Here is a 22,939-nt window from a genome sequence, read left to right as displayed (position 1 = left end):
AGTGGTCTTACCATGGTCAACATGACCTATAGTACCAACATTTATATGTGGTTTTACACGTTCAAATTTTTCTTTAGACACAATTACATTCCTTCCTAGTTATCATCTCAAACTAACATGTACGAGAGATCACTATTCTATTCTTCAATAAACATTGATGCAATACTTCACTATGACCAATAATATAGTCAACTACGTTCAGTAACAATCTTATTGGCAATATTTTTTGGAACTTCAACATACTTACTAAATTTCATAGAGTAAGAACCCCGTCCTTGTGTCACAGATCGTAATTTAGTTGCATATCCAAACATCACAGATAAAGGGACTTGTGCTCGAATAACCTTTAGGGAAGCCCTTCCATCAAGCGTTTCTTCAACAATACCTCGACGACAATTAAGATCACTGACAACATCGCCTATCCAACTTTCCGGAGTAGTAACTTCAACTTTCATCACAGGTTCGAGAATTACAGGTTGTGCATCTAAGACACCTTTTCTGAACGCCATTGAAGCAGCAATCTGAAACGCGACAGCACTTGAATCAACATCATGATATGAGCCATCAAACAATGTCACCTTTACATCCAGCATAGGATATCCAGCTAGTATACCACTACTCATTTGCTCTTCGATTCCTTTCGCTATTGAGCTAATATACTCGATAGGAATCACATCAGATGTAATTTCATTTACAAAAACAAATCCTGCACCAAACTCTCCCGGCTCAATCTTTAGCCACACATGACCGTATTGACCACGACCAGCAGCGGGCTGACGTATAAATTTCCCCTCTGCTTTTGCTTGTCCGCGAATAGCCTCGCGATACGCAACTTGCGGTCTACCTACATTGCATTCCACATTAAATTCGCGTCTCATACGATCAATGATAATATCTAAATGAAGCTCCCCCATTCCAGAGATCAAAACCTGTCCTATTTCATTATTGATTTCAACACGAAACGACGGATCTTCCTTTGCCAATTTATTTAAAGCGATACCCATTTTTTCCTGATCAGGTTGAGAATGAGCTTCTATAGCAATTTGAATAACAGGTTCAGGAAAATCTATTCGCTCTAAAAGTACTCTATGTTTCTGATCACACAATGTATCACCTGTAACTACATTCTTAAGACCGATAATAGCAGCAATGTCACCGGAATAAATCTCTTTAACTTCCTGACGTTTATTTGAGTGCATCTGAACAATTCTACCAAAACGACTCAACTTCTGTTTAACCGAGTTGTAAATACAATCACCTGAACTAACAATGCCGGAGTAGACACGTATAAACGCTAACGTACCTACAAAAGGATCCGTCGCAATTTTAAATACCAAAGCCGAAAATGGTTCATCATCCCTTGCAAAACGCTCTACCTCATTCCCCATATCATCGATGCCCCTTACTGCAGGTATTATATCTGCTGGAGAAGGAAGATATTCAATAACAGCATCTAGCACCGACTGTACACCTTTATTTTTAAATGCACTACCACAAGTTGCTAAAACAATTTCATTATTCAGTGTACGTATACGCAAACCCTGCTTTATTTCAGATTCAGTAAACTCATCCTCATTAAGATACTTCTCCATTAACTCATCATTAGCCTCAGCAGCTGCTTCAACTAAGTTATTGTGCCACTTTCGGGCTAATAATTGCATGTCAGTTGGAATATCTCTATAAGTGAAGGTCATACCTTTGTCAGCTTCGCTCCAACTAATTACTTTCATTTTGACTAAGTCAATGACACCATTGAATTTATTTTCTTCGCCAACATTTAGCTGAATAGGCACTAAATTCACACTAAAACGATCTCTAATCTGTTTGACAACACCTAAAAAATCTGCGCCTGTTCGATCCATTTTGTTAATAAAAACTATACGTGGTACATTATATTTGTCAGCTTGATGCCAAACGGTTTCAGACTGAGGTTGTACCCCAGATGTTCCACAAAACATAACGACTACACCATCAAGCACACGTAATGATCTTTCAACTTCGATAGTAAAATCAACATGTCCAGGAGTATCAATAATATTGATACGGTGAGGCTGAAACTGTGCCGCCATACCAGACCAAAAAGTTGTGGTAGCAGCGGACGTGATTGTAATACCACGCTCTTGTTCTTGTTCCATCCAGTCCATAATAGCTGCACCATCATGAACTTCACCAATCTTGTGAGAAAGACCTGTATAAAAAAGAATACGTTCGGTAGTAGTAGTTTTGCCTGCATCTACATGGGCACAGATACCAATATTCCGATAAAGCTCAATAGAAGTTTTACGAACCACAGATTTTGCATCCTTTTTATTTTAGGTCTAAAAACACCACAAAGCGGAATTTAACGAAAACCGAAGAAATCTGATTTTTTCCAATGTTCTGAAAATTTCCTTCTTAGCGCAAAATAAAATTACCAACGATAATGAGCAAATGCTTTATTTGCGTCAGCCATACGGTGAACTTCTTCACGTTTTTTGACTGCAGTACCTTTATTTTCAGATGCATCTATCATCTCAGCAGCCAATCGCTTAGACATAGACTTTTCAGCGCGCTTACGTGCAGCTCCAACTACCCAACGCATAGCTAACGCATTACGTCGAACTGGACGCACTTCTACAGGAACCTGATAGGTTGAACCACCTACGCGACGAGACTTTACCTCCACTAAAGGTCGGACGTTTTCGAGAACTTCTTCAAACACAACTAAATGATCTTTGCCTGATTTTTCAGCTATAGAATCCAGTGCGCTATAAACAATTTTTTCTGCAATAGACTTCTTTCCGTTAACCATAAGAATGTTAACGAATTTCGCCAGCAATTCAGATTTGAATTTAGGATCTGGGAGGACCCTACGCTGAGCAACAACACGACGACGTGGCATAAATATTCTCCATTGTTTTCTTGAAGTTATCGAAAATTCTTTAATTTTTTTCGAAAAAAATTTAACAGTATTTGACGTTACTTAACCAAATTTATTAAGATTTTGGACGTTTCATGCCGTATTTGGAACGACCTTGTTTACGGTCATTGACACCAGCGCAATCAAGTGCGCCACGAATAGTGTGATAACGCACACCAGGAAGATCCTTCACACGACCGCCACGAATCAAAACGACCGAGTGTTCTTGAAGATTGTGACCCTCACCACCAATATATGAAGTCACTTCAAAACCATTCGTTAAGCGAACACGACAAACTTTACGAAGAGCTGAATTAGGTTTTTTGGGTGTAGTAGTATACACACGAGTACAAACACCACGTTTTTGTGGACACGCCTCTAAAGCAGGTACACTACTCTTGATAATCTGCTTTTTGCGAGACTTACGTACCAATTGGTTAATGGTTGCCATTGACTTAGCTCCTGAATTACTTTAAACATATAAGCTATGTAAGAAAACTATGCCCTAGTTGAGTTGCATACAACAACGGGAAAAAAAATTCTATTCAGAAATCAATCATGTGTCAAGAAATACACCTTTTTTTAAAAAGAAAAGATTTGATAGACAACCTTTAAGCACTACCAACTAATTGATTGAGCGTGTTTAGCAGTCAATTCGACAAAATCATCAAAACTAATCAAACTAATATGATCAGAAATTAAATTTAGAATCCCCCGCGCAATTACATCCTCTTCTAGTAAAAAAACATTATCTAAGACCCTTTTTAGTAAAGCATGCCGGTAATATTTAGGATTACCGGCATAAGTAGCCGATTCAACTAACAAGATATCATCTCCATTCAATCTGTACTGAAGAGCGAGATCCAGTTTGTTTAATGATTTTACAATATGAAGCATAATAATTAGCTAGAAAGTTATAATTTGACTACAGCAATGCATTAAATCTGCAATTTCATTCGATGACTTAATCTTAGCATCAACAATTAACCGACTATCTTGCAAACCAAATTGAATGAGGCTTTCTGCACATAAATAGACGTTTTCAATATCACATACTTCCATAAGCTTAAAAGTGTTAATATAGTTTCGGCTTAATATCTTCTTAGGTTGCTGCCCTTCAACAAGTTGAGATACTGCATCACCAACAAAAAATACGTACATCTCTTCACAAAATGCTGAAACGGCAAGCAAGGCGTCCAACCCTTCCCTACCGGATGAAACAGCATGTGGCGAGGAACAAAACAGAAAACCTAACTTTTTCAAAATTGAATAATTCTATCTTGTGTTAACATCGCCTCAGACAAACTGCCCAATCCTGTTTGATCGAAATGTTCAGCGAGGTTACCTTCAGACTGACGCTTTCGTCTAGCTTCATGCGCACTCACTACCCCTCTTCGTAAAGCTGCGGCTACACAAATTCTAAGTTTTACGCCGTGTTTTACAGATAACGTTTGCCATGCAGAAACAACATCAAATTCGTCATTAGCAGGGAACGTCAACGAAGAACCATTCAATACGCCATCTTGATAAAAGAACACATCACGTAAAATATACCTTTTTCTAATCAAAGCCTTTGCAAACAAGTAAGCACTGCGTGATGATTGAGAACCATATGGCGGACTATTTACCAACAACGTATATGTCAGATGCAAAGCCAACTCTCTCCAAATTTCAACTAAAAAACTGAAATTTTTTTAAAATAATACCTACTATCATCTGTCGACTATTTCAGTACCACCAACAACTTTTAATAACTCTACTTCAAATACCAGAGTCGAGTTTGCAGGGATAGCCGGTGTATCTTGTGATCCATAAGCCAACTCTGGTGGAATAACAAACTTAAATTTAGATCCTATCGGCATAAGTTGAATACCTTCAGTCCAACCTGGGATAACGCGGTTTAATTTTAAAGTAGCTGGTTCGCCACGATCGTACGAACTATCAAATTGAGTACCATCGATTAGAGTGCCTTTATAATGTACTTGAACAGTATCAGTATTTTTAGGTCGTTCACCTTCCGCTTCTCTTATTACTTGATACAGTAAACCTGTCTTAGTTTTGATCACACTATCTTCCTCTTCAAACTTAGTGCGAAAAGCATCACCAGCTTTCTTTATCTCAGCTGCTTTTTCCTCTTCATGTACTCGGATTGCTTCAGCTACACGCTTATCTAACTGCTCTAGCGCAGCTTGCGTTTCTTCCTCGTCAATCTTAGGAACACCAGAAAAAACATCCTTAACACCCTCAAAAACAATATCTTTATTTAAGTTTATACCAAGTTCAGCCGGTTTCTCAATGCTCATTCTAAGATAATCAGCGAATGACACACCAATCGCGTAAGCTACTCTGTCATCCTCTGTTTTTAAATATACCTCTTCTGCAGAAGATACTTCGGGTTCCATTTTCTCTTCTAGACAGCCAATTGCACACGCTACTGTTGCCGTAAGTAACGATACTTTAAACATTGATTTCATTATTACTCTCCAATTTTAGGACAAAGACATCACTTAACGACTAGCATACTTTAAATAAATTAACGTTGAACGCTATGATGAATACAATTTCAAGCACTTTTATCATTCTTTAACATGCTATCAAACTCAACTTTGGAATCTCGAGGCAATGGTACTAAGAAACTGTAATCAAAAATGCTCGATTTACACTTAACTTACTCAAAAAAAAACCACCTAGTTTTTGCTTTGAGCATTGTACAAAAAAATGAAAAACTAGAAGAACTAAGCTTTTTTACCATTCACTATTAAATCCGAATATCCATTATTTAACATGCTTCCGAAAAAGAACCCTTACCAAAACTATCACTCTTTAGCAATTCCTTCTGCATTATTCATATATTTAAAAAAATCACTTTTTGGATCCAATACTAAGATATCACGTCTATCGCTGAACGATTTTTCATAGGCTTTTAAAGAACGAATAAAACTAAAAAACTCCGGATCTTTATCATACGCCTGATAATAAATTCTTGCCGCCTTAGCATCCGCTTGACCACGAGTAACACGAGCAGTTTTATCGGCTTCTGCCAGAACAGTGGCTACTTCAAGTTCTGCTTGAGCACGAATAACTTCCGCTTTTTCACGACCTTGGGAACGATGTTTTCGGGCTACAGATTCACGTTCAGCTCTCATACGCTTATAGATAGAGTCACTAATATTTTCAGGCAAATTAATTTTCTTCATACGAAAATCAACAATTTCAACACCTAAATCTTTCATTGCGCTATCACGAGTTCCATTTAGAACATTCTCCATAATTTTATCACGCTCACCGTCAATCTCTAATGCTTCTTTCACTGCTTCAGTAGCAAATTCTTCGTTATCGGCACTCTCTAGTAACACATTGTTATTCCGTGGACCAGATACAATCTGTTTAATCTCACGTGCACCAATTTCAGAACGTAACACATCTGTCACCTTACGTTCTAAAAGAGCTTCAGCCGTTAAAACATTACCACCACCCGTTGTTAGATAGAAACGTCCAAAATCAGCAATGCGCCATTTCACATAAGTATCGATAATTACATCTTTTTTTTCTGATGTTACAAAGCGATCAGAACGACCATCCATTGTTTGGATACGGGCATCTAAAACTTTTACACGATCAAACATTGGCATTTTGAAATGCAATCCAGGATTATAAATGCGTGATATACCATCATTGTCTAAAACGCGACCAAAACGGATAACCATACCACGCTCACCCTCTTGAATAACAAAAAGTGACGTAAGCAATAGAACACCAAAAACTACTAATATAGAGATCATTAATCTACGCATCTTAATATCTTCCCTTACGTGAACCCACTGAACTAGATTGTAAATCTGACTCTACATCATCCTTTGATTCTAGTTCAATTTGATCGTAGGCTGAAGATGATCTATTCTTCCGCTGTGTTTTCACCTCGTCGCCTGATCCTAATAATTTATCAACCGGTAAATATAGTAGATTTCCACTTGATTCAGAGTCAATAAGTACCTTAGATGTACTAGAATAAACTTCTTCCATTGTATCTAAATATAAACGATCTCGTGTTACCTCAGGAGCCATTTGATACTCAGGCAACAATTTTTCAAACTGTGCTACTTGACCGAAAGCTTCATTTATAACTCGTTCTGAATAACCAAGAGCCTCCTTTTTTAAACGCTCTGCACGACCAGTTGCTTTGGGTAAAATATCATTGCGATATGCTTCTGCTTCACGCTCAAAACGCTCTTCATCTTCTCGAGCGGCAATCGCATCATCAAACGCATCCTTAACTTGCTCTGGAGGACGAGCCGATTGGAAGTTTACATCAACAATCACTAAACCCATATCATAATTATCAATAATTTGATTCAATGTCTCTTGTGTACTTTGACGAATTTGTTGTCGGCCGCTAGTTAAAATCCCATCCATTAAGGAATCACCAATAACAGCACGAAGCGCTGAGTCCGTTGCTTGACGTAAACTATCATCCGCATTAGATACCCGATATAAGTATTTATATGGTTCTGAAACACGGTACTGGATATCCATTCCGACAGTTACTACATTCTCATCTTTGGTTAGCATTAAACCGGATGCTCGTAGTGAACGAATAGACTGAACATTGACCGCTTCATATGTGTCTATAAAACGAGGATGCCAATTTAGACCTGGATCAACTATCCGATCATACTTTCCTAAACGCAATACAACACCTCGCTCGGCTTCACCGACGGTATAAAAACCAGAAAAAAACCAAATAGCTAAAATAGCGACAATTATTACACCCAAGCCAAACAAACCACTACTTCCAATGGATGGACCTTTTCCACCAAATTTTCCACCTAGTTTTTGACTTAGCTTATTAAATACCTCATCTAAATCCGGCGGACCTTGATTGTGGCTACTACGTCTTCCTTTTATCCAAGGATCATTATTATTGTTATTAGGCTCATTCCACGCCATCAAAAAACTCCATCGTTCTAATAAGTTGCATAAACCAATTTTTATCTCTGATTTAAGTACTTGCTTCATTAATAACTAGATTAGAGATTAACATATCAAATACAATTTAATACCTAAAACTTTTAAATTCTCTAGAGAAAACAGCTTATCACTCAGCCTACTGACTCCGGTTTGGCTAAAAGCGAATATATATCATTGAAAAAATTAATTTTCAGATTTTTCTTGCAAAGAAATAGACTGAAAACGCTCACCATTATGATGATTCATCGCACGAGTAGGCACTACAGTGGAAACTGCATGCTTATAAACCATTTGATTTACAGTATTCTTAAGCAAAATTACAAATTGATCGAACGACTCAATCTGACCTTGAAGCTTGATACCATTAACCAGGTATATAGACACAGGAATACGTTCGCGTCGAAGTGCATTTAAGAATGGATCCTGCAGAGATTGCGCTTTAGCCATTTTATTCCCCTTACTTCTTGTTGTAATTATTTAGCTATTGATTTAGTAAAAAATTGCATACTTTCTTCTACAATCCAAAGCTAAATTAATAATTCCCGCTACTGTTTGTAATTATTAAAGACACTAAAAATGTCTACTCCAAATAAAAAAACACACACAAGTAAAACTGTATGCATTATAGTACAGTTAATTCAATTTAATTCTATGGCGTTTAATACAGTTTCCAGCGCTTCTTCGATGTTTTCACTATCTAACCAAGTTAAATCATTCCATCCACGTAACCAAGAGATCTGCTTCCTAGCAAGCCTACGAGTTGCACAAATTCCATAAAACACTGCCTCATCAAAATTGCAATTACCATCTAAATATTCCCACATTTGCCGATAGCCTACACAGCGAATTGATGGCAAATCTCGATGAAGATCTTTTCGAGAATACAGTACCCTCACTTCATCTTCAAAACCATCTCTGATCATCTTTCTAAACCGTAATTCAATTCGACGATGAAGATCAGTCCTTTTCTTAGGAGCTATTGCAAATTGTTTAACTCGAAATGGTAAACCTTTGCCTCTTTTTTGAGTAAGTTCTGTTAAAGTTTTACCCGAAATTCGATAGACTTCCAATGCTCTTGACAACCTTTGCACGTCGTTACGATGAATTCTTTCTGCGGAAATAGGATCAATATCTCTTAATTGTCTATATAGTTCACACCAACCTAAAGTCGACGCATCTTGCAAAATTTGTTGACGAATTTCAGAATTATTTGAAGGAAGCACTGATAATCCTTCTAGTAATACCTTGTAATAAAACATGCTTCCACCAACAAGCAAAGGAATTTTCTTCTCTATAATAATTTCATTCATCGCACTCAAAGCATCATGATAAAAATCAGAGGCAGAATAGACTTCACTGGGATCAAGAATATCAATTAATTTATGTGGTGCCAACGCAAGTTCTTCTTGATTTGGTTTTCCTGTACCAATGTCCATACCTTTGTAAATTAATGCAGAGTCAACACTGATGATTTTTACCGAAAAAAATTTATGCAATCTGATGGCAAGATTTGTTTTACCCGATGAAGTAGGTCCCATCAAAAATAATACTAAAGGTAGCTTATCGTTCATAGTAGCTTGTATTTTTGGATGATAGAGTAGCAATAGTACTCGAAAAATCAACAACCTTGACAAACTCTTCATTATCTAGAGGAAGATTACCATGGAGAAGTTGTTCTAATTCTAACATAAGGCGAACTGCTTCTGGCAGGGTGTACTCGACTTTTATTTGAGTAACATAATTCATGATCCAATCTGCTAACTCCTGTGCATTTTTCAGGTTGGAATCTTGGCTGAAATTGACGTAGGATAGCAAGTCTGGTACAAACTTCCTCAAGTTTTGCTTTTTTAAAGGTTGTGGAATTTCCATGACCATTAAGGTTGAAGGACCTTTAATTTTAAATTTCAAGCCAAACAATTCAAATAATCTAAAATAATTGATTGAGGATTCAATTAATTCTTCTGTAAGTTCAAGTAACAATGGCACTAAAAGCGGTTGTGCTTTCAATGCATTTTGTTTTGTATCAAGCTGAACCTGTAAACGAAGTTGTTCGGCTTTAGTCAAGGAAACAAGCACGATTCCCTCCTCTGACCCCATTACTAAGTATTTTTTCTGCGTGACGGCTATGGCTTGACCCAACGTTTTTGTTCGAAAAAATTCATCTCCTATAGATTTTGAATACACTGTATCCAATAATCCTTTATAACTGTTGATTTCTTTCTTATTTGCAATAGTCTCACTAGTAGAGTTATTAAATTCTGATATTTTACTAGATTTAGTGCCAACATCAATCACATGTTCCTTGATAGTGTTGTAGAATACGGAATTAGGAATATGATGCTTACCAACATAGGATCTCTTTGCTAAAGCATCACTTAAAGCTTGATAAACAAAATCATGGACTAAACGGGCTTGATTGAAACGAACTTCCTGTTTAGCTGGATGAACATTTACATCCACTTTATTCGGATCAATTTCGATAAATAATACATAAGTGACAAATTGATCTGCCCGGAGAGTTGACTTGTAGCTTTGCTTAATCGCATGATTAATCAGCCTATCTCTTATAGTTCTTCCATTGACGTAACAATATTGCAAATCACTTTTCTGACGGGCTCCTTCTGGAGTTGAAATCCAACCATGAACCCTCAAACCCTGATGTTTCAATTCTATCTTGATCATACTAAGGGCAAAAGCCTTGCCACAAACTGCAATGATACGTTTTTCTGTTTGTATCTCATTTTTCGCTGCACGGTATTGACGAATTATTTTACCATTATGGCGCATATTGATTGTTACATGAAAACAACTTAACGCAATACGTTTAAGCAATTCATCTATATGAGTAAATTCTGTTTTCTCCGTACGAAGAAACTTACGTCTAGCTGGTGTATTAAAAAATAAATTCAACACTTCAACTGAAGTACCAATGGGATGAGCGGCAGGAATAAGAATCTCCCGTCTTTCCCTACCTTCATTATATGTAGACCATGCTTGTCTTTGATCCTTAGGACGAGAAATTAAGGTTAAACGACTAACAGAACTAATACTTGCAAGTGCCTCCCCGCGAAAACCTAAACTAATAAGAGTTTCCAAATCATCTAGCGTATGTATCTTTGAAGTAGCATGACGTTTTAAAGCTAATGCTAGCTCATCTTTGGAAATTCCTTCACCATTGTCTCGAATACGAATTAATTTTAATCCGCCATTTTCAACATCCACATCAATACAAGTTGCGCCAGAATCTAAACTATTCTCAATCAACTCTTTTACTACCGAAGCAGGACGTTCAACTATCTCACCGGCTGAAATTTGGTTAATTACTTGAACAGGAAGAACATTTATTTTCATGGTTACACATTAATTTATTTTGGAATGAGCAAAACTTGGCCAATCGCCAATTCGTCAGATCTCAACTTATTTACTAGACGAAGACTATCAACAGTTACATCATATTTTTTTGCGATTTTTCCTAAAAATTCTCCACGATGAACTTTATGCCTTACTTGCTCTTGCATAGAAAATAAAGAACTTTCTATGGGATTTTCTTTAAAATACTGAACAATTGCTTTTTTCAAAGCATACGCTAGTTTGTTCTGATAATTGTGTTGGAATAAGAGCTTTTCCTCTTTTGGATTTGAAATAAATCCTGTTTCCACCAATACTGAAGGAATATCTGGTGATTTCAACACAGCTAAACTTGCATTTACTGGTTCTTTTTTATGTAAATAGGCAATTTTTTCCATCTCTTTTAAAATTTTTTTCGCTACTTTATAACTCTCTCTTTGAGAATGACTAAATTGTAAATCTAAAAGAGTCTGACTAACGTTCTTATCAGTATTCTTTCTTGATAAAACTTGGCCAGTTCCTCCTAACAATTCTGAATGCTGCTCATGATTTTCAATCCATCTAGCAATTTCAGTATTAGCACGTTTATTATTTAAAACAAATACAGAACCACCACGAGGCTGAGGACTATGAAAAGCATCAGCATGAATAGACACTAATAAATGTGCTTTATTCTTGCGAGCAATTTCGGAACGTTTATTTAAGCTAACAAAATAATCACTACTACGAGTAAGTATCGCTTTCATTCCTGAAACTGAATTAATTTGCTCAGCTAATTTTTTAGCAATAAGCAATGTAGAATGTTTTTCATACTTTCCAGTTGGTCCAATAGATCCTGAATCTTCACCTCCATGTCCTGCATCAATTGCAACTACAATATTAACAAAACCAGATAATTGAGATAAATTCCTGAAAATATGTGTTTTATCCTCTAGTTTCTTCAGATGTGATTCATTTGACGCATGGTGTGGAAAATCGATAACTAAACGATGGCCATACCGCCTACCAAACGTTTGAGGTAACTTGAAAATCTTTGGAATAATTTTACCTTTTAACTCAAATACTAAACGATAAGTCGATTTATTAGGTGGCAAACTTTCACGTATCTTAATCAATACAGAGCTCTCCAGAATAATACGAGGTAACTGCGTGCTTAAAAAAGTATTTTTCAAATCAACTACGAGTCTTTCTGGATTACTTAAGAAAAAATACTTATAATCAGCTTCCAATTTAAGGTCAATAACCACACGAGTTTCATTAGGAGAAGGCCAAACTCTGATCCCCTCAAGAACGTTAGCTCGAACCAAAGAAATGAAAAAAAACATGACTGAAGTAAGCAAAAAAAAAGTCCTTACTCTTTTTACAATCAATCTAACTCCAATCGATTAAGCAAAGAGCATCCGTACTCATTATTAGCCAGTAATGAAATAATGCGCTGTTTACCACCATAATGTAGTTCAACAGTCAAATCTGATTCAGGCAAAAAACCTTTACCTATTTCAGGCCACTCGACTAAACAAATAGAATTAGGAATAAAATAATCTCGGATGCCTATCAATTCTAGTTCCTCAGACACCTTAATACGATATAAATCAAAGTGATGCACTTTCCATTGATTTATATCGTAAGACTCAACTAAAGTATAAGTTGGACTTTTGACGTTACCTGAATATCCCAAAGATCTTATAAAACCACGACTAAACGTTGTTTTTCCAACACCCAAACTACCGTGCAAATAAATGCTGGTTTGCTGAAAGCAAAGATTGGCGAGGATCGCACCAATCCTTATCGTAGAACGCTCACTAAGTAAGATAAATTGTTTTTTATTCATGAGTTATATTCTTTTAAATAGAAACCGAAAGGTAATCAGCCATTTTTCGCTCGCACTTGCCAAAAATGGTATAACCTAATGCAAATGATAAAAACTATATTAAAGACATTATGTTTAGAAGAAAATAAAACTACCGTACTTTTAATAAAAACAAATAGGCAATCTCAAACAAGTGATCGCTATCCGAATAAACTCTCTGAATTAAAATAAAGATGATAAAAAAAGTAAAACACCTTTTCTTACTTATGAGTCGTCTACAATATAAATATTGGATCGACCTCTGCTACTGTAAATCAAAGATCGACGACAATTTTAGAAGTATAAATGGAAAACTCTTGTAATAATTTTTCTATCAACAACTTGATTTTTTTGATAAAACTAACGATCTCATAAACCTGTAATCATATGCTCAATCGCTGCTGCAATCTCATCATCCGAACAGTTCATACAAGCACCTCTAGGTGGCATTGCACCAATGCCTTTTATCGCGTTATTCTTCATCACATCTTTTCCTTGGGCAATTCTAGGGATCCAATCATTTGCATTACCAATTTTGGGAGCACCACCTACACCGGCACCATGACAAATAAAACAAAAGGTACCATAGATGGTTGCCCCATCACGTAAAGCCGCTATCCTGATTACCGCAGTTTCTTCTTTAGAATAAACGCTACCTACAGGCTTGATCCGTTCTGCAATAGCGGAATACTCCTCTTTGCTCACATCACCTGCAAAAACTGAAAAAGAAATCAAAAAACCGAAAATTCGTTGAAATGTACGCATAAAACTTGCTTCACTTATTTTACGAGATTAATACCTAATTCACTACAGTAAAACTACACGTCCCACGTTCAAAGAAATCATTAAACGAGCATAAATCTAACACGTTCTTTTCAAATTTCAACTAATAGGGATAATTGATTTCTTAAAAGTAGATCTTGATTATGATCTACTTTTTTAAAAAGCAAGCAAAGGAATAAAAAAGTTTAAAAAACACTAGACGATATAGCGCGATATACGTATCATTTCAGCTTCGCCGATAGAACATGCGCCCGTGGCTCAATTGGGTAGAGCGTTGGCCTCCGGAGCCAAAGGTCGAAGGTTCAAATCCTTTCGGGCGCGCCATTAGCCGGTGCTTTAAACAACGCAACTATGGTGGCTATAGCTCAGTTGGTAGAGCCCTGGATTGTGATTCCGGTGGTCGCGAGTTCGAGTCTCGTTAGCCACCCCATTTTGCTTTCTAAAACCCTCAGTTACTTTGATAATTGATAAAAAGTCGGTGAATAGCGCAGTTTGGTAGCGCATCTGGTTTGGGACCAGAGGGTCGGGGGTTCAAATCCCTCTTCACCGACCAATTTTGATTTAGTTGTTGCAAATAGATTGTTATAAGTCTACGATCTGTCTTTGCATTACTGTTTACTTTATATTGAGTATGAGTGAGATAGTCCCTGTCTAAATTTGATATGTTTTGGATAGATACTAAAAGTGAGATCCTAAGAAATAAAGTGTGTTGTACATTAATAATACACATGATTTCACTCTCTAAAATTGGTGTTAATATCTTCAATAAAAATAAATCCATGATATAACTTAGAAGACGGAATGACTAAATTAAAGAATGATCGTTATCTGCGTGCACTACTAAAAAAAACTTTAGATTGCACTCCGGTATGGATAATGCGCCAGGCGGGACGTTATTTACCAGAATATCGTGCTATTCGCTCCATGGCAGGAGATTTTATGTCACTTTGCAAAAATGCAGAGCTATCTTCTGAACTAACGATCCAACCCTTACGTCGTTTCCCTCTTGACGCAGCAATTTTATTTTCGGATATTTTGACAATTCCAGACGCAATGGGATTAGGTCTTTATTTTAAGGAAGGTGAAGGTCCTAAATTTCAAAACCCGATTACCTGCAAAGCAGACATTGACAAGATAAAATTACCTGATCCAGAGTGTGAGCTCCAATACGTAATGAATGCGATACGTCAGACTTGTAAGAATCTAGAAGACACAGTACCATTAATTGGTTTTTCCGGTAGTCCTTGGACGCTAGCAACTTACATGATCGAAGGTGGTAGTTCTAGGAACTTTTCAAAAATTAAAAAGCTCATGTACACGGAACCTAAGACTCTTCATCTTTTACTTAAAAAATTATCAGCTACCATTAGCAAGTACCTCAATGCACAAATTCAAGCAGGTATCCACTCTGTAATAATCTTTGATACTTGGGGTGGTATCTTAACACCGTGCAATTATAACCTATTCTCATTACAATACATGCATAAAGTCATCGATGGTTTATCCACAGAAAATGATGGCTGCCGCATACCTGTTACGATATTTGCCAAAAATGCTGGAATGTGGATTGAAAACATAGCTGAAACAGGCTGTGATGCTATTGGTCTGGATTGGACAATAAAAATTTCCGATGCAAAAAAACGCGTAGGGAAAAAAGTTGCCATCCAAGGAAATATGGACCCATCAGTGTTATACGCGAAACCTCAACGCATTCGTAAAGAAGTAGAAAAAATTTTAGAAAACTTTGGGAATGGTACTGGCCATATATTCAGCTTAGGTCATGGGATTCATCCAGATGTATCACCAGAGAATGTAAGCGTGTTTATTGATGCAGTACACGAATTATCGAAAGTGTATCACAGCAAATGAAATTCAGCTTTCATAACCATTTTCTTTTGATTTTTTTTAAAAAAACGTTATGTGGAAAAAAAAAAAATTAGATAATCTTTCTTGTCGTTTATTAAAGTTAGCCACAAAAACAATGAATGGCAAGACCGAAAAGCAACTGCTTAATTTTCGTCCATTTAAGTTGAGATAAACAAACAAAAAACATTTAAAATCAAAAAATTAAAAAAAAAACCAGAAAACTGCTGATAAAGAAGAAAAAAATCTTATTGTAGAAAATCTACATTCTTTTCTTTTTTTTTAGCTTATACACCAAGTTATCCACAGACTAAATTTTGTGCATAAGTCTGTTAGTATACACGGTAAAGAAACATGCAATCCTAATTGAAACAAAGTTTAAACTTTTTGTTGATATCTTGCAGTTATTCCAAGAAGCCAGCTTGGAAAGCAAACCTAGATTAAAACAACCTCAATCTTGCAAAAACAGGAGAAGTGAACAAGACACTCGCCTCACAATAACAGATAAACACAGAAAATGGTTGCGGGGGACGGATTTGAACCGCCGACCTTCGGGTTATGAGCCCGACGAGCTACCAAACTGCTCCACCCCGCGTCTACAACAACTTGACACAGCTATTACACTCTGGAGCGACACACGAGGCTCGAACTCGCGACCTCAACCTTGGCAAGGTTGCGCTCTACCAACTGAGCTAGTGTCGCACTCATAACATTTCTGCTATCTAGGGCCGAGGATTATAAAAGATTTTATCTATGATGCAAGTCCTTCAAGAAAAAAAATATTTTTTACCAATTAAATCAAGATAACTCAAAAGTAGATACAAAACTAGAACGATAGTCAAATACTAAAAATAGTCTGACGATAATATCTGAGTTCAGCAATTGATTCATGAATGTCATCTAACGCTAAGTGCTTACCTTGCTTTGAAAAGTTATCTAATACCTCTGGTTTCCAACGAATTATCAATTCTTTAATTGTACTGACATCAATAGAACGATAGTGGAAATACTCCTCCAATTTAGGCATGTGTTTGTAAAGGAAACGACGGTCCTGTCCAATACTGTTACCACAGATTGGAGATTTCCCTTTTGGAACCCATTTTTGAAGAAACGAAATCGTCTGAAGAGCAGCATCTTGTTCAGAAAATTCACTCTGACGCACCCTCTCAAGTAATCCGCTACTTGTATGAATTGTAGTACACCATTCATCCATTTTTTCAAGTTCAAACTCTAATTGAGCGATAGCAATAACTGGACCTTCAGCCAAAATATTTAGTTTACTATCAGTAATAACTGTAGCGATTTCAATGATTTTATGAATTTCAGAATTTAAACCTGTCATCTCAAGATCAATCCAAACTAAGTTCTGATTGCTACAAAACATAAATAAATTACCTATTTGTTTGATATAACTTGTGAGCACTACATGATTTAATCACAATAAATATTGTTGAGTTATTGCTTATTTTAGCTAAAATACAAGGAAAGTACTTTCGGAATCGTCAAAAAGTATGAAAACCAAGATCAAGCCAGCATGCAATAATGTAGATATCCTTCATTAATCATAGGTTAGTTAATTGTAGAATTAAGCGAATACAGTTATGCTACCATCACATTCCTAACGAATGATAATTTTAAATATATCTTAGCAGATATTCTAACCTGCAGCATGTAAAAAAATTAAGATAGGTGAAACATTAATTTTAAGATGATTTATGGCGCAAATCTGGAAACAAAGCGTCTTGCTACCGCATAAATCACAGTACAGTTTATTAAGGTGTCTACCCGATCATGTAAACAATATCAGGATTTTGAATGATGAATAATATTAGAATTAGATTTCAGTACTGGATCCCACAATTTAGTCTCACACACCTCATCGGTAAACTAGCCTCAGTCAAAGCTCGTAGATTAACTACAATAATGATTCGTTTGTTTATTAAGTACTATAAAATTAACATGGATGAAGTACTTCATACCGATCTTAAATATTTTAAAACACTCAACGATTTTTTCGCTCGTGAATTACGAGAAGGGGTTCGACCTATCACTGAAGGAGAGTCAGTCATTACGTACCCAGTAGATGCGTGCATCAATCAGTTTGGTTTAGTTGATAATGGTAAAATTATTCAAGCCAAAGGACATAATTTTTCGACAACTGAATTACTTGGTGGTGATGCTAAACTAGCTGAAGAGTTTGCTGAAGGTAATTTTGCAACCCTTTATCTTTCTCCTCGTGATTACCATCGTGTTCATATGCCATGCGATGGTGTATTACGAAAAATGATCTACATTCCTGGTGATTTATTCCAAGTGAATGTACTCACATCAGAAAACGTGCCAAACTTATTTGCTCGAAATGAACGTGTAGTATGTATTTTTGATACTAAATTTGGTCGAATGGCACAAATTCTTATCGGTGCTATGATTGTTGGTAGCATTGAACTTGTTTGGGCAGGGATAATCACGCCACCAAGAGGTAACACAATTTATCATTGGAACTACCCAGAAAGAGGTAATAAAGCAATAGCTTTAAAAAAAGGGAAAGAAATGGGATGTTTTCGAATTGGATCAACAGTAATTAACTTATTTGTTAAAAATCAAATTGAGTTTGATGAAACTGTTCAAAATAACACCCATAATGCAATGGGTACATCATATGCGCGAAGAAAAGTTCAGAAGCAATAAACCCCTGTTGTAGGCTTAATCTGTTGGAAAAAGCTTTTTAATATCAAAAAGTGTGATTCGTATACTTAATTTTTGGTACTGCTATCTCGTAAACATCTCACTTGAGAACTTTAACGAAAAAATAGAAATTGCTACTTGATATATAATTTTTAAGCATCACTATTGACCACTATCTCACTTTTTATTTTAGATGAAGATTGAGAACGAATCACGCATTCATGTAAAATCCCGAAACATCATATGTCCACTATACAAATAATACCCAAAACTTTTTTTAAAAAAATCAGAGAATTTAGCAGTGTTAATACAGACTACTACACCTGAACTATTATCACCGGCAGGTAGCCTCAAAAAGATGCGCTATGCTTTCGCTTATGGAGCGGATGCTGTATACGCAGGACAACCGCGTTATAGCCTTCGTGTGCGCAATAATGAATTTAATGAAGAAAATTTGAAGATCGCTATCAACGAAGCTCATGCATTAAATAAAAAACTATATTTAGTTTGTAACATACAACCACATAACTCTAAAATCAAAACCTTTATTCGCGATTTGAAACCAATTATACAGATGAAACCAGATGCTATAATCATGTCTGATCCTGGTTTAATTATGATGATTCGTGAAAGGTTTCCTGAAATTCTAATTCATCTTTCTGTTCAAGCTAATGCAGTAAACTGGGCTACTGTGAAATTCTGGATGAATCAGGGGATTAAACGTGTTGTCCTTTCTCGTGAACTTTCTTTAGAGGAGATTGAAGAGATTCGTCAATTTTGTCCTGAAATAGAACTTGAAGTTTTTGTTCATGGTGCATTATGCATGGCTTACTCTGGCCGTTGTCTATTATCTAGCTATATCAATAAACGTGATCCAAACCAAGGTACTTGTACGAATGCATGCCGTTGGAAATATCGTGTTGAAGAAGCAAAGGAAGATGCTGCAGGTCAGATCATCGAGAAGTTTAGCTCTACTTCAAATGGAAGTACAAAAAAAATTGAAACACAAACAAAATATTCGAACTCAAATAACACTAATCATTCTTGTAAAGCAGCTAACAAGGTAGCTCTACTTTCCGGGGAGTATAACAAAGAAAATAAAATGGCAATATTCGAAGATGAACATGGCACATATATTATGAATTCAAAAGATCTACGCGCAATTCAGCATGTAGATCGCTTGACTAAAATGGGTATTCAATCGCTTAAAATCGAAGGTCGCACCAAATCCTCTTACTATTGTGCTCGGAGCGCCCAAATTTATCGTAAAGCAATCGATGATTCAATACAAGGTAAACCATTTGATAAAAGTCTAATGGATGCCTTAGAGAATCTTGCTCATCGTGGTTACACCGAAGGTTTTTTACGTCGCCATACCCATCATATATATCAACAATATAACTATGGACATTCAAAATCAGATACACAACAATTTGTTGGTGAATTTACAGGTGCATACCAAGGTGAACTTACAGAGGTAAAAGTAAAAAATAAGTTTTTTATAGGTGACAATCTCGAGTTAATGACACCAAAAGGAAACATGGTTTTTACTTTACAATGGATGGAAAATCGCAAATCTAAAAGCATTGAAGAAGCTAAAGGAGATGGCCATTTTGTATTTATCTTTCTTCCTATTTTTTCAAAAAAAATAAATTTAGAATACAGTCTATTAATACGAAACCTAACATAAAAGCCAAAACTACATATCTAAGAGAATAAAAAGTCATGGCGTTACTTATTACTAAAAAATGTATTAATTGCGATATGTGTAGGCAAGAATGTCCAAATGGAGCAATTTCTATGACCAATACAACTTTTCAAATTGCTCCTGAACTTTGTACTGAATGCAAAGGAAGCTACGATAAACCAACTTGCAAATTAGTGTGTCCTATTAATAAATGTATCATTTTAGATCCTAAAAAAATTGAAACTGAAGAGGAACTATTAGAAAAATTTGTCATAATTCGTGGTTTAGTGTAGGGTTCTAGATAAAGATTTATCACTCTGAAAAGTTGCTGTATTTTAAAATATTTCATGCATTGAAGTCGCTGATTGTTATATAACAGCAAGAAAGAGGCGTGCATCTAGCACTATGGATTACTGAACTTTAGAAAAGTTAATTTTGAATGTTCGACTAGTATCAACTTTTTCAGATAAGATGGGTTAGCCCTTTCCGTGCAATGGATTATTGATAACCAAAATTTACTCATAGGCATAGGTGGTGTAGCAATTCTACTACCACTGGTTTCTTATTTAGCAAAACAGAAAATCCGATTGAACTCTCACCTATTAGAGCAACAGCTTATTTCTAACCAAAAAATATATTCAGATCAATTGGAAAAAATCCAAAAAACACTTACTGAAACTGAGAAGAAATTAAGTATTGAACGTGACAAATCAGCATATGAACTGAAAGAGTCTCATGGAAAGTTAATGGCAATGACAGAAAAGTTACGCTCCTTCTCAATAGTGAAACAAGAATGCCAACAGTATGCTGATGATTTAAATGAAATGCGTGAAAATAAATTCCAGCTAGAAACACGGCTCCGAGAACAAGAAGTGTTTCATGAACAAAAGAACAAAGCAAACCTAGAAAAACTTCAATTATTAGAAAAATCAGAAGAACACTTAAAGCAACAATTTAAACACTTAGCGGACGAGTTGTTCGAAGAAAAAACAAATAAAATTGATCAACAAAATAAACAGAGTCTAGAGATAATACTCTCTCCGATTAAAGAACAACTCGAAGGCTTCAAAAAACAAGTAAATGATAATTTCAATCAAGAAGCCAAAGAACGCCATGCACTTGTACATGAATTAAAAAGTCTTCAGCGACTTAACGAACAAATAACTCGCGAAGCTGTAAACCTTACTCAAGCCTTGAAAGGTAACAACAAACAGCAAGGAAACTGGGGAGAAATAGTGTTAGCACGAATTTTAACTGAATCTGGTTTGCGCGAAGGGCATGAATACCAAACCCAAGTGAGTCTACAAAATGAAATAGGCAAAACCTATAAACCGGATATAATTGTTCACCTACCTCAAAATAAACAAGTAATAATTGATTCAAAAATGGTTTTAATAGCATTTGAACGCTACTTCAATGCAGAATCAGACAAAGAAAAAGAGAGTGCTCTGACTAATCACTTATCTGCTTTGCGTACTCATATAAAAGGACTCAGCCTAAAGGATTACAACCAACTAAAAGGGATTCATAGTCTTGATTACGTGTTGATGTTCATCCCAGTGGAGTCTGCCTTTCAGTTAGCAGTACAGGCCGATCCAAATTTAATTAGAGATGCTATAGAAAAAAATATCATTTTGGTTAGCCCAACAACATTGCTAATAACGTTAAGAACTATCCATAATTTGTGGCAAAATGAAAAACAGAGTCAAAATACTCGCATCATTGCTGATAAAGCCAGCAAGCTGTACAACAAAATCAGGTTGTTTGTTGATGACATGGAAAATATTGGACGAGCCTTAGACAAAGCTCATCAAAATTACCAAGACGCAATGAACAAGCTTGCTACAGGACGCGGCAACATAATTCGTCAAGTAGAAAGCTTCAAACAACTTGGTATTGAGGTGAAATGTCCTATTTCTAATAAACTATCTGAACTCTCTAAAAATCAAACTTTACCTAGAGATAAACCATAGGTTCTATCACCTGATTATATACTGAATATCAGAAAAATATAAAGTTGTAGACAAAAAATCTCTAACTATTGAGTTTGATTATTACGTAAGGAGATATCGTTATGTTAGATACACAATCAAATATACCTTCAGAAACGGAGAATACTACGCATTTCGGTTTCAAGTCAGTAACTAAAAAAGAAAAAATCGCGAAAGTAGATAAAGTATTTCACTCGGTAGCAACAAAGTACGACATCATGAATGACTTAATGTCAGGTGGTATGCATCGTTTGTGGAAACGATTTGCAATTGACTGTAGTGGTGCTCGCCCTAATCAAAGCATTCTTGATTTAGGTGGTGGAACTGGAGACTTGGCTATCAAGTTTTCACGCATTGTTGGCGATAAAGGAAAAATCGTTCTAGCGGATATAAATAGTTCTATGCTCAATGTCGGTCGTAATAAATTGCGTGACAATGGAATTGTAAATAATGTTTATTACATACAAGCAAACGCTGAAAATTTGCCATTTCCGAATGATTACTTCAATTGTATTATTCTCAGCTTTTGCTTACGCAATTTAACAAACAAAAATAAAGCACTTCGTTCCATATACCGCGTACTTCAACCAGGTGGTCGATTGCTTATTTTAGAATTTTCTAAGCCAATTTTCAGACCACTCTCAAAAATATATGATATATATTCTTTCTATCTACTCCCAAAGATAGGAAAAATAATAGCTAACGACGAAGAAAGCTATCGTTACCTAGCAGAGTCAATTCGTATGCATCCAGATCAAGAAACTCTAAAAAGTATGATGGAAAAATCTGGTTTTGAAAAAAATAGCTACTACAATTTAACTGGTGGAATTGTTGCGCTACACCGTGGTTATAAATTTTAAGGATAG

General features: G+C 36.0%; 21 protein-coding genes, 5 tRNA genes and 1 pseudogene. 9 read left to right on the top strand and 18 right to left on the bottom strand.

Features of this window, described 5'->3' with window-relative positions; genetic code table 11:
- Positions 1-188 precede the first annotated feature (188 nt).
- From fusA to CF67_RS01875, 15 genes and pseudogenes are all read right to left on the bottom strand, one after another.
- Positions 189-2,291 carry an elongation factor G gene (gene fusA, locus CF67_RS01945; protein WP_034413683.1) on the bottom strand — a complete coding sequence of 701 codons (2,103 nt, stop codon included), beginning with the start codon at positions 2,289-2,291 and terminating at the stop codon, positions 189-191.
- Positions 2,292-2,410: 119 nt separating this feature from the next.
- Positions 2,411-2,881, bottom strand: a complete 471-nt coding sequence (gene rpsG / locus CF67_RS01940; protein ID WP_034413681.1) for a 30S ribosomal protein S7 — start codon at positions 2,879-2,881, stop codon at positions 2,411-2,413.
- Between the two features lie 94 nt (positions 2,882-2,975).
- Positions 2,976-3,350 (bottom strand): 30S ribosomal protein S12, encoded by a 375-nt coding sequence (rpsL, locus tag CF67_RS01935; protein ID WP_034413679.1) that lies wholly within the window; start codon positions 3,348-3,350, stop codon positions 2,976-2,978.
- A gap of 167 nt (positions 3,351-3,517) precedes the next feature.
- A complete protein-coding gene (gene tusB, locus CF67_RS01930; RefSeq protein ID WP_034413677.1) occupies positions 3,518-3,796 on the bottom strand; it encodes a sulfurtransferase complex subunit TusB in 279 nt (92 codons plus the stop codon).
- Positions 3,797-3,805: 9 nt separating this feature from the next.
- Complete coding sequence (gene tusC / locus CF67_RS01925; protein ID WP_034413675.1) at positions 3,806-4,162, bottom strand: sulfurtransferase complex subunit TusC; 357 nt, start codon at positions 4,160-4,162, stop codon at positions 3,806-3,808.
- Entirely contained in the window at positions 4,159-4,551 is a 393-nt protein-coding gene (tusD, locus tag CF67_RS01920; protein ID WP_420887587.1) for a sulfurtransferase complex subunit TusD, read from the bottom strand. Before tusD ends, tusC begins: the two co-directional genes overlap by 4 nt.
- Positions 4,552-4,611: 60 nt before the next feature.
- Positions 4,612-5,373 (bottom strand): FKBP-type peptidyl-prolyl cis-trans isomerase, encoded by a 762-nt coding sequence (gene fkpA, locus CF67_RS01915; protein ID WP_034413674.1) that lies wholly within the window; start codon positions 5,371-5,373, stop codon positions 4,612-4,614.
- A gap of 342 nt (positions 5,374-5,715) precedes the next feature.
- The gene (gene hflC, locus CF67_RS01910) at positions 5,716-6,693 is read right to left on the bottom strand and encodes a protease modulator HflC (RefSeq protein WP_034413671.1); all 978 of its coding nucleotides are present in this window, start codon (positions 6,691-6,693) and stop codon (positions 5,716-5,718) included.
- A gap of 1 nt (position 6,694) precedes the next feature.
- Positions 6,695-7,846: an FtsH protease activity modulator HflK gene (hflK, locus tag CF67_RS01905; RefSeq protein WP_034413669.1), complete on the bottom strand. Its 1,152-nt coding sequence runs from the start codon at positions 7,844-7,846 to the stop codon at positions 6,695-6,697.
- 204 nt (positions 7,847-8,050) lie between these two features.
- Positions 8,051-8,314 (bottom strand): RNA chaperone Hfq, encoded by a 264-nt coding sequence (gene hfq / locus CF67_RS01900; RefSeq protein WP_034413667.1) that lies wholly within the window; start codon positions 8,312-8,314, stop codon positions 8,051-8,053.
- 191 nt (positions 8,315-8,505) lie between these two features.
- Positions 8,506-9,438 carry a tRNA (adenosine(37)-N6)-dimethylallyltransferase MiaA gene (miaA, locus tag CF67_RS01895; RefSeq protein WP_034413695.1) on the bottom strand — a complete coding sequence of 311 codons (933 nt, stop codon included), beginning with the start codon at positions 9,436-9,438 and terminating at the stop codon, positions 8,506-8,508.
- Positions 9,428-11,218, bottom strand: coding sequence for a DNA mismatch repair endonuclease MutL (gene mutL, locus CF67_RS01890; RefSeq protein WP_034413692.1), 1,791 nt, complete (start codon positions 11,216-11,218; stop codon positions 9,428-9,430). Before mutL ends, miaA begins: the two co-directional genes overlap by 11 nt.
- Positions 11,219-11,238: 20 nt before the next feature.
- Positions 11,239-12,540 (bottom strand): annotated as a pseudogene (locus CF67_RS01885) (N-acetylmuramoyl-L-alanine amidase); the annotation flags it as partial.
- A gap of 41 nt (positions 12,541-12,581) precedes the next feature.
- Positions 12,582-13,046 carry a tRNA (adenosine(37)-N6)-threonylcarbamoyltransferase complex ATPase subunit type 1 TsaE gene (gene tsaE / locus CF67_RS01880; RefSeq protein ID WP_034413665.1) on the bottom strand — a complete coding sequence of 155 codons (465 nt, stop codon included), beginning with the start codon at positions 13,044-13,046 and terminating at the stop codon, positions 12,582-12,584.
- Positions 13,047-13,433: 387 nt separating this feature from the next.
- A complete protein-coding gene (locus tag CF67_RS01875; RefSeq protein WP_034413663.1) occupies positions 13,434-13,829 on the bottom strand; it encodes a c-type cytochrome in 396 nt (131 codons plus the stop codon).
- Between the two features lie 265 nt (positions 13,830-14,094).
- On the opposite strand from CF67_RS01875, the gene CF67_RS01870 reads away from it, so the two are divergent.
- The 4 genes from CF67_RS01870 (at position 14,095) to hemE (ending at position 15,716) form a co-directional block, all read left to right on the top strand.
- A tRNA-Arg gene (locus CF67_RS01870) sits at positions 14,095-14,171 on the top strand.
- Positions 14,172-14,201: 30 nt separating this feature from the next.
- Positions 14,202-14,277: transfer RNA gene (locus tag CF67_RS01865), tRNA-His, on the top strand.
- Positions 14,278-14,323: 46 nt separating this feature from the next.
- Positions 14,324-14,400, top strand: a tRNA-Pro gene (locus tag CF67_RS01860).
- 248 nt (positions 14,401-14,648) lie between these two features.
- Positions 14,649-15,716: a uroporphyrinogen decarboxylase gene (gene hemE, locus CF67_RS01855; protein ID WP_034413660.1), complete on the top strand. Its 1,068-nt coding sequence runs from the start codon at positions 14,649-14,651 to the stop codon at positions 15,714-15,716.
- Positions 15,717-16,228: 512 nt separating this feature from the next.
- Here hemE and CF67_RS01850 read toward each other — a convergent pair.
- From CF67_RS01850 to orn, 3 genes are all read right to left on the bottom strand, one after another.
- A tRNA-Met gene (locus CF67_RS01850) sits at positions 16,229-16,305 on the bottom strand.
- 31 nt (positions 16,306-16,336) lie between these two features.
- A tRNA-Gly gene (locus CF67_RS01845) sits at positions 16,337-16,412 on the bottom strand.
- Positions 16,413-16,548: 136 nt separating this feature from the next.
- Entirely contained in the window at positions 16,549-17,094 is a 546-nt protein-coding gene (orn, locus tag CF67_RS01840; RefSeq protein WP_034413658.1) for an oligoribonuclease, read from the bottom strand.
- A gap of 434 nt (positions 17,095-17,528) precedes the next feature.
- On the opposite strand from orn, the gene asd reads away from it, so the two are divergent.
- The 5 genes from asd (at position 17,529) to ubiE (ending at position 22,933) form a co-directional block, all read left to right on the top strand.
- The gene (asd, locus tag CF67_RS01835; RefSeq protein WP_034413654.1) at positions 17,529-18,398 is read left to right on the top strand and encodes an archaetidylserine decarboxylase; all 870 of its coding nucleotides are present in this window, start codon (positions 17,529-17,531) and stop codon (positions 18,396-18,398) included.
- A gap of 355 nt (positions 18,399-18,753) precedes the next feature.
- Complete coding sequence (gene trhP / locus CF67_RS01830; RefSeq protein WP_052538029.1) at positions 18,754-20,085, top strand: prephenate-dependent tRNA uridine(34) hydroxylase TrhP; 1,332 nt, start codon at positions 18,754-18,756, stop codon at positions 20,083-20,085.
- A gap of 35 nt (positions 20,086-20,120) precedes the next feature.
- Positions 20,121-20,375 (top strand): YfhL family 4Fe-4S dicluster ferredoxin, encoded by a 255-nt coding sequence (locus tag CF67_RS01825; protein ID WP_034413648.1) that lies wholly within the window; start codon positions 20,121-20,123, stop codon positions 20,373-20,375.
- A 195-nt stretch (positions 20,376-20,570) separates the two neighbouring features.
- Positions 20,571-22,055, top strand: coding sequence for a DNA recombination protein RmuC (rmuC, locus tag CF67_RS01820; RefSeq protein ID WP_034413645.1), 1,485 nt, complete (start codon positions 20,571-20,573; stop codon positions 22,053-22,055).
- Positions 22,056-22,156: 101 nt separating this feature from the next.
- Positions 22,157-22,933, top strand: a complete 777-nt coding sequence (gene ubiE / locus CF67_RS01815) for a bifunctional demethylmenaquinone methyltransferase/2-methoxy-6-polyprenyl-1,4-benzoquinol methylase UbiE (RefSeq protein WP_034413641.1) — start codon at positions 22,157-22,159, stop codon at positions 22,931-22,933.
- Positions 22,934-22,939 lie beyond the last annotated feature (6 nt).

The organism is Candidatus Photodesmus blepharonis (genome assembly GCF_000731795.2).
Classification (GTDB): Bacteria; Pseudomonadota; Gammaproteobacteria; order Enterobacterales; family Vibrionaceae; genus Vibrio; species Vibrio blepharonis.
This window is presented reverse-complemented; position numbering and strand designations above follow the sequence as displayed.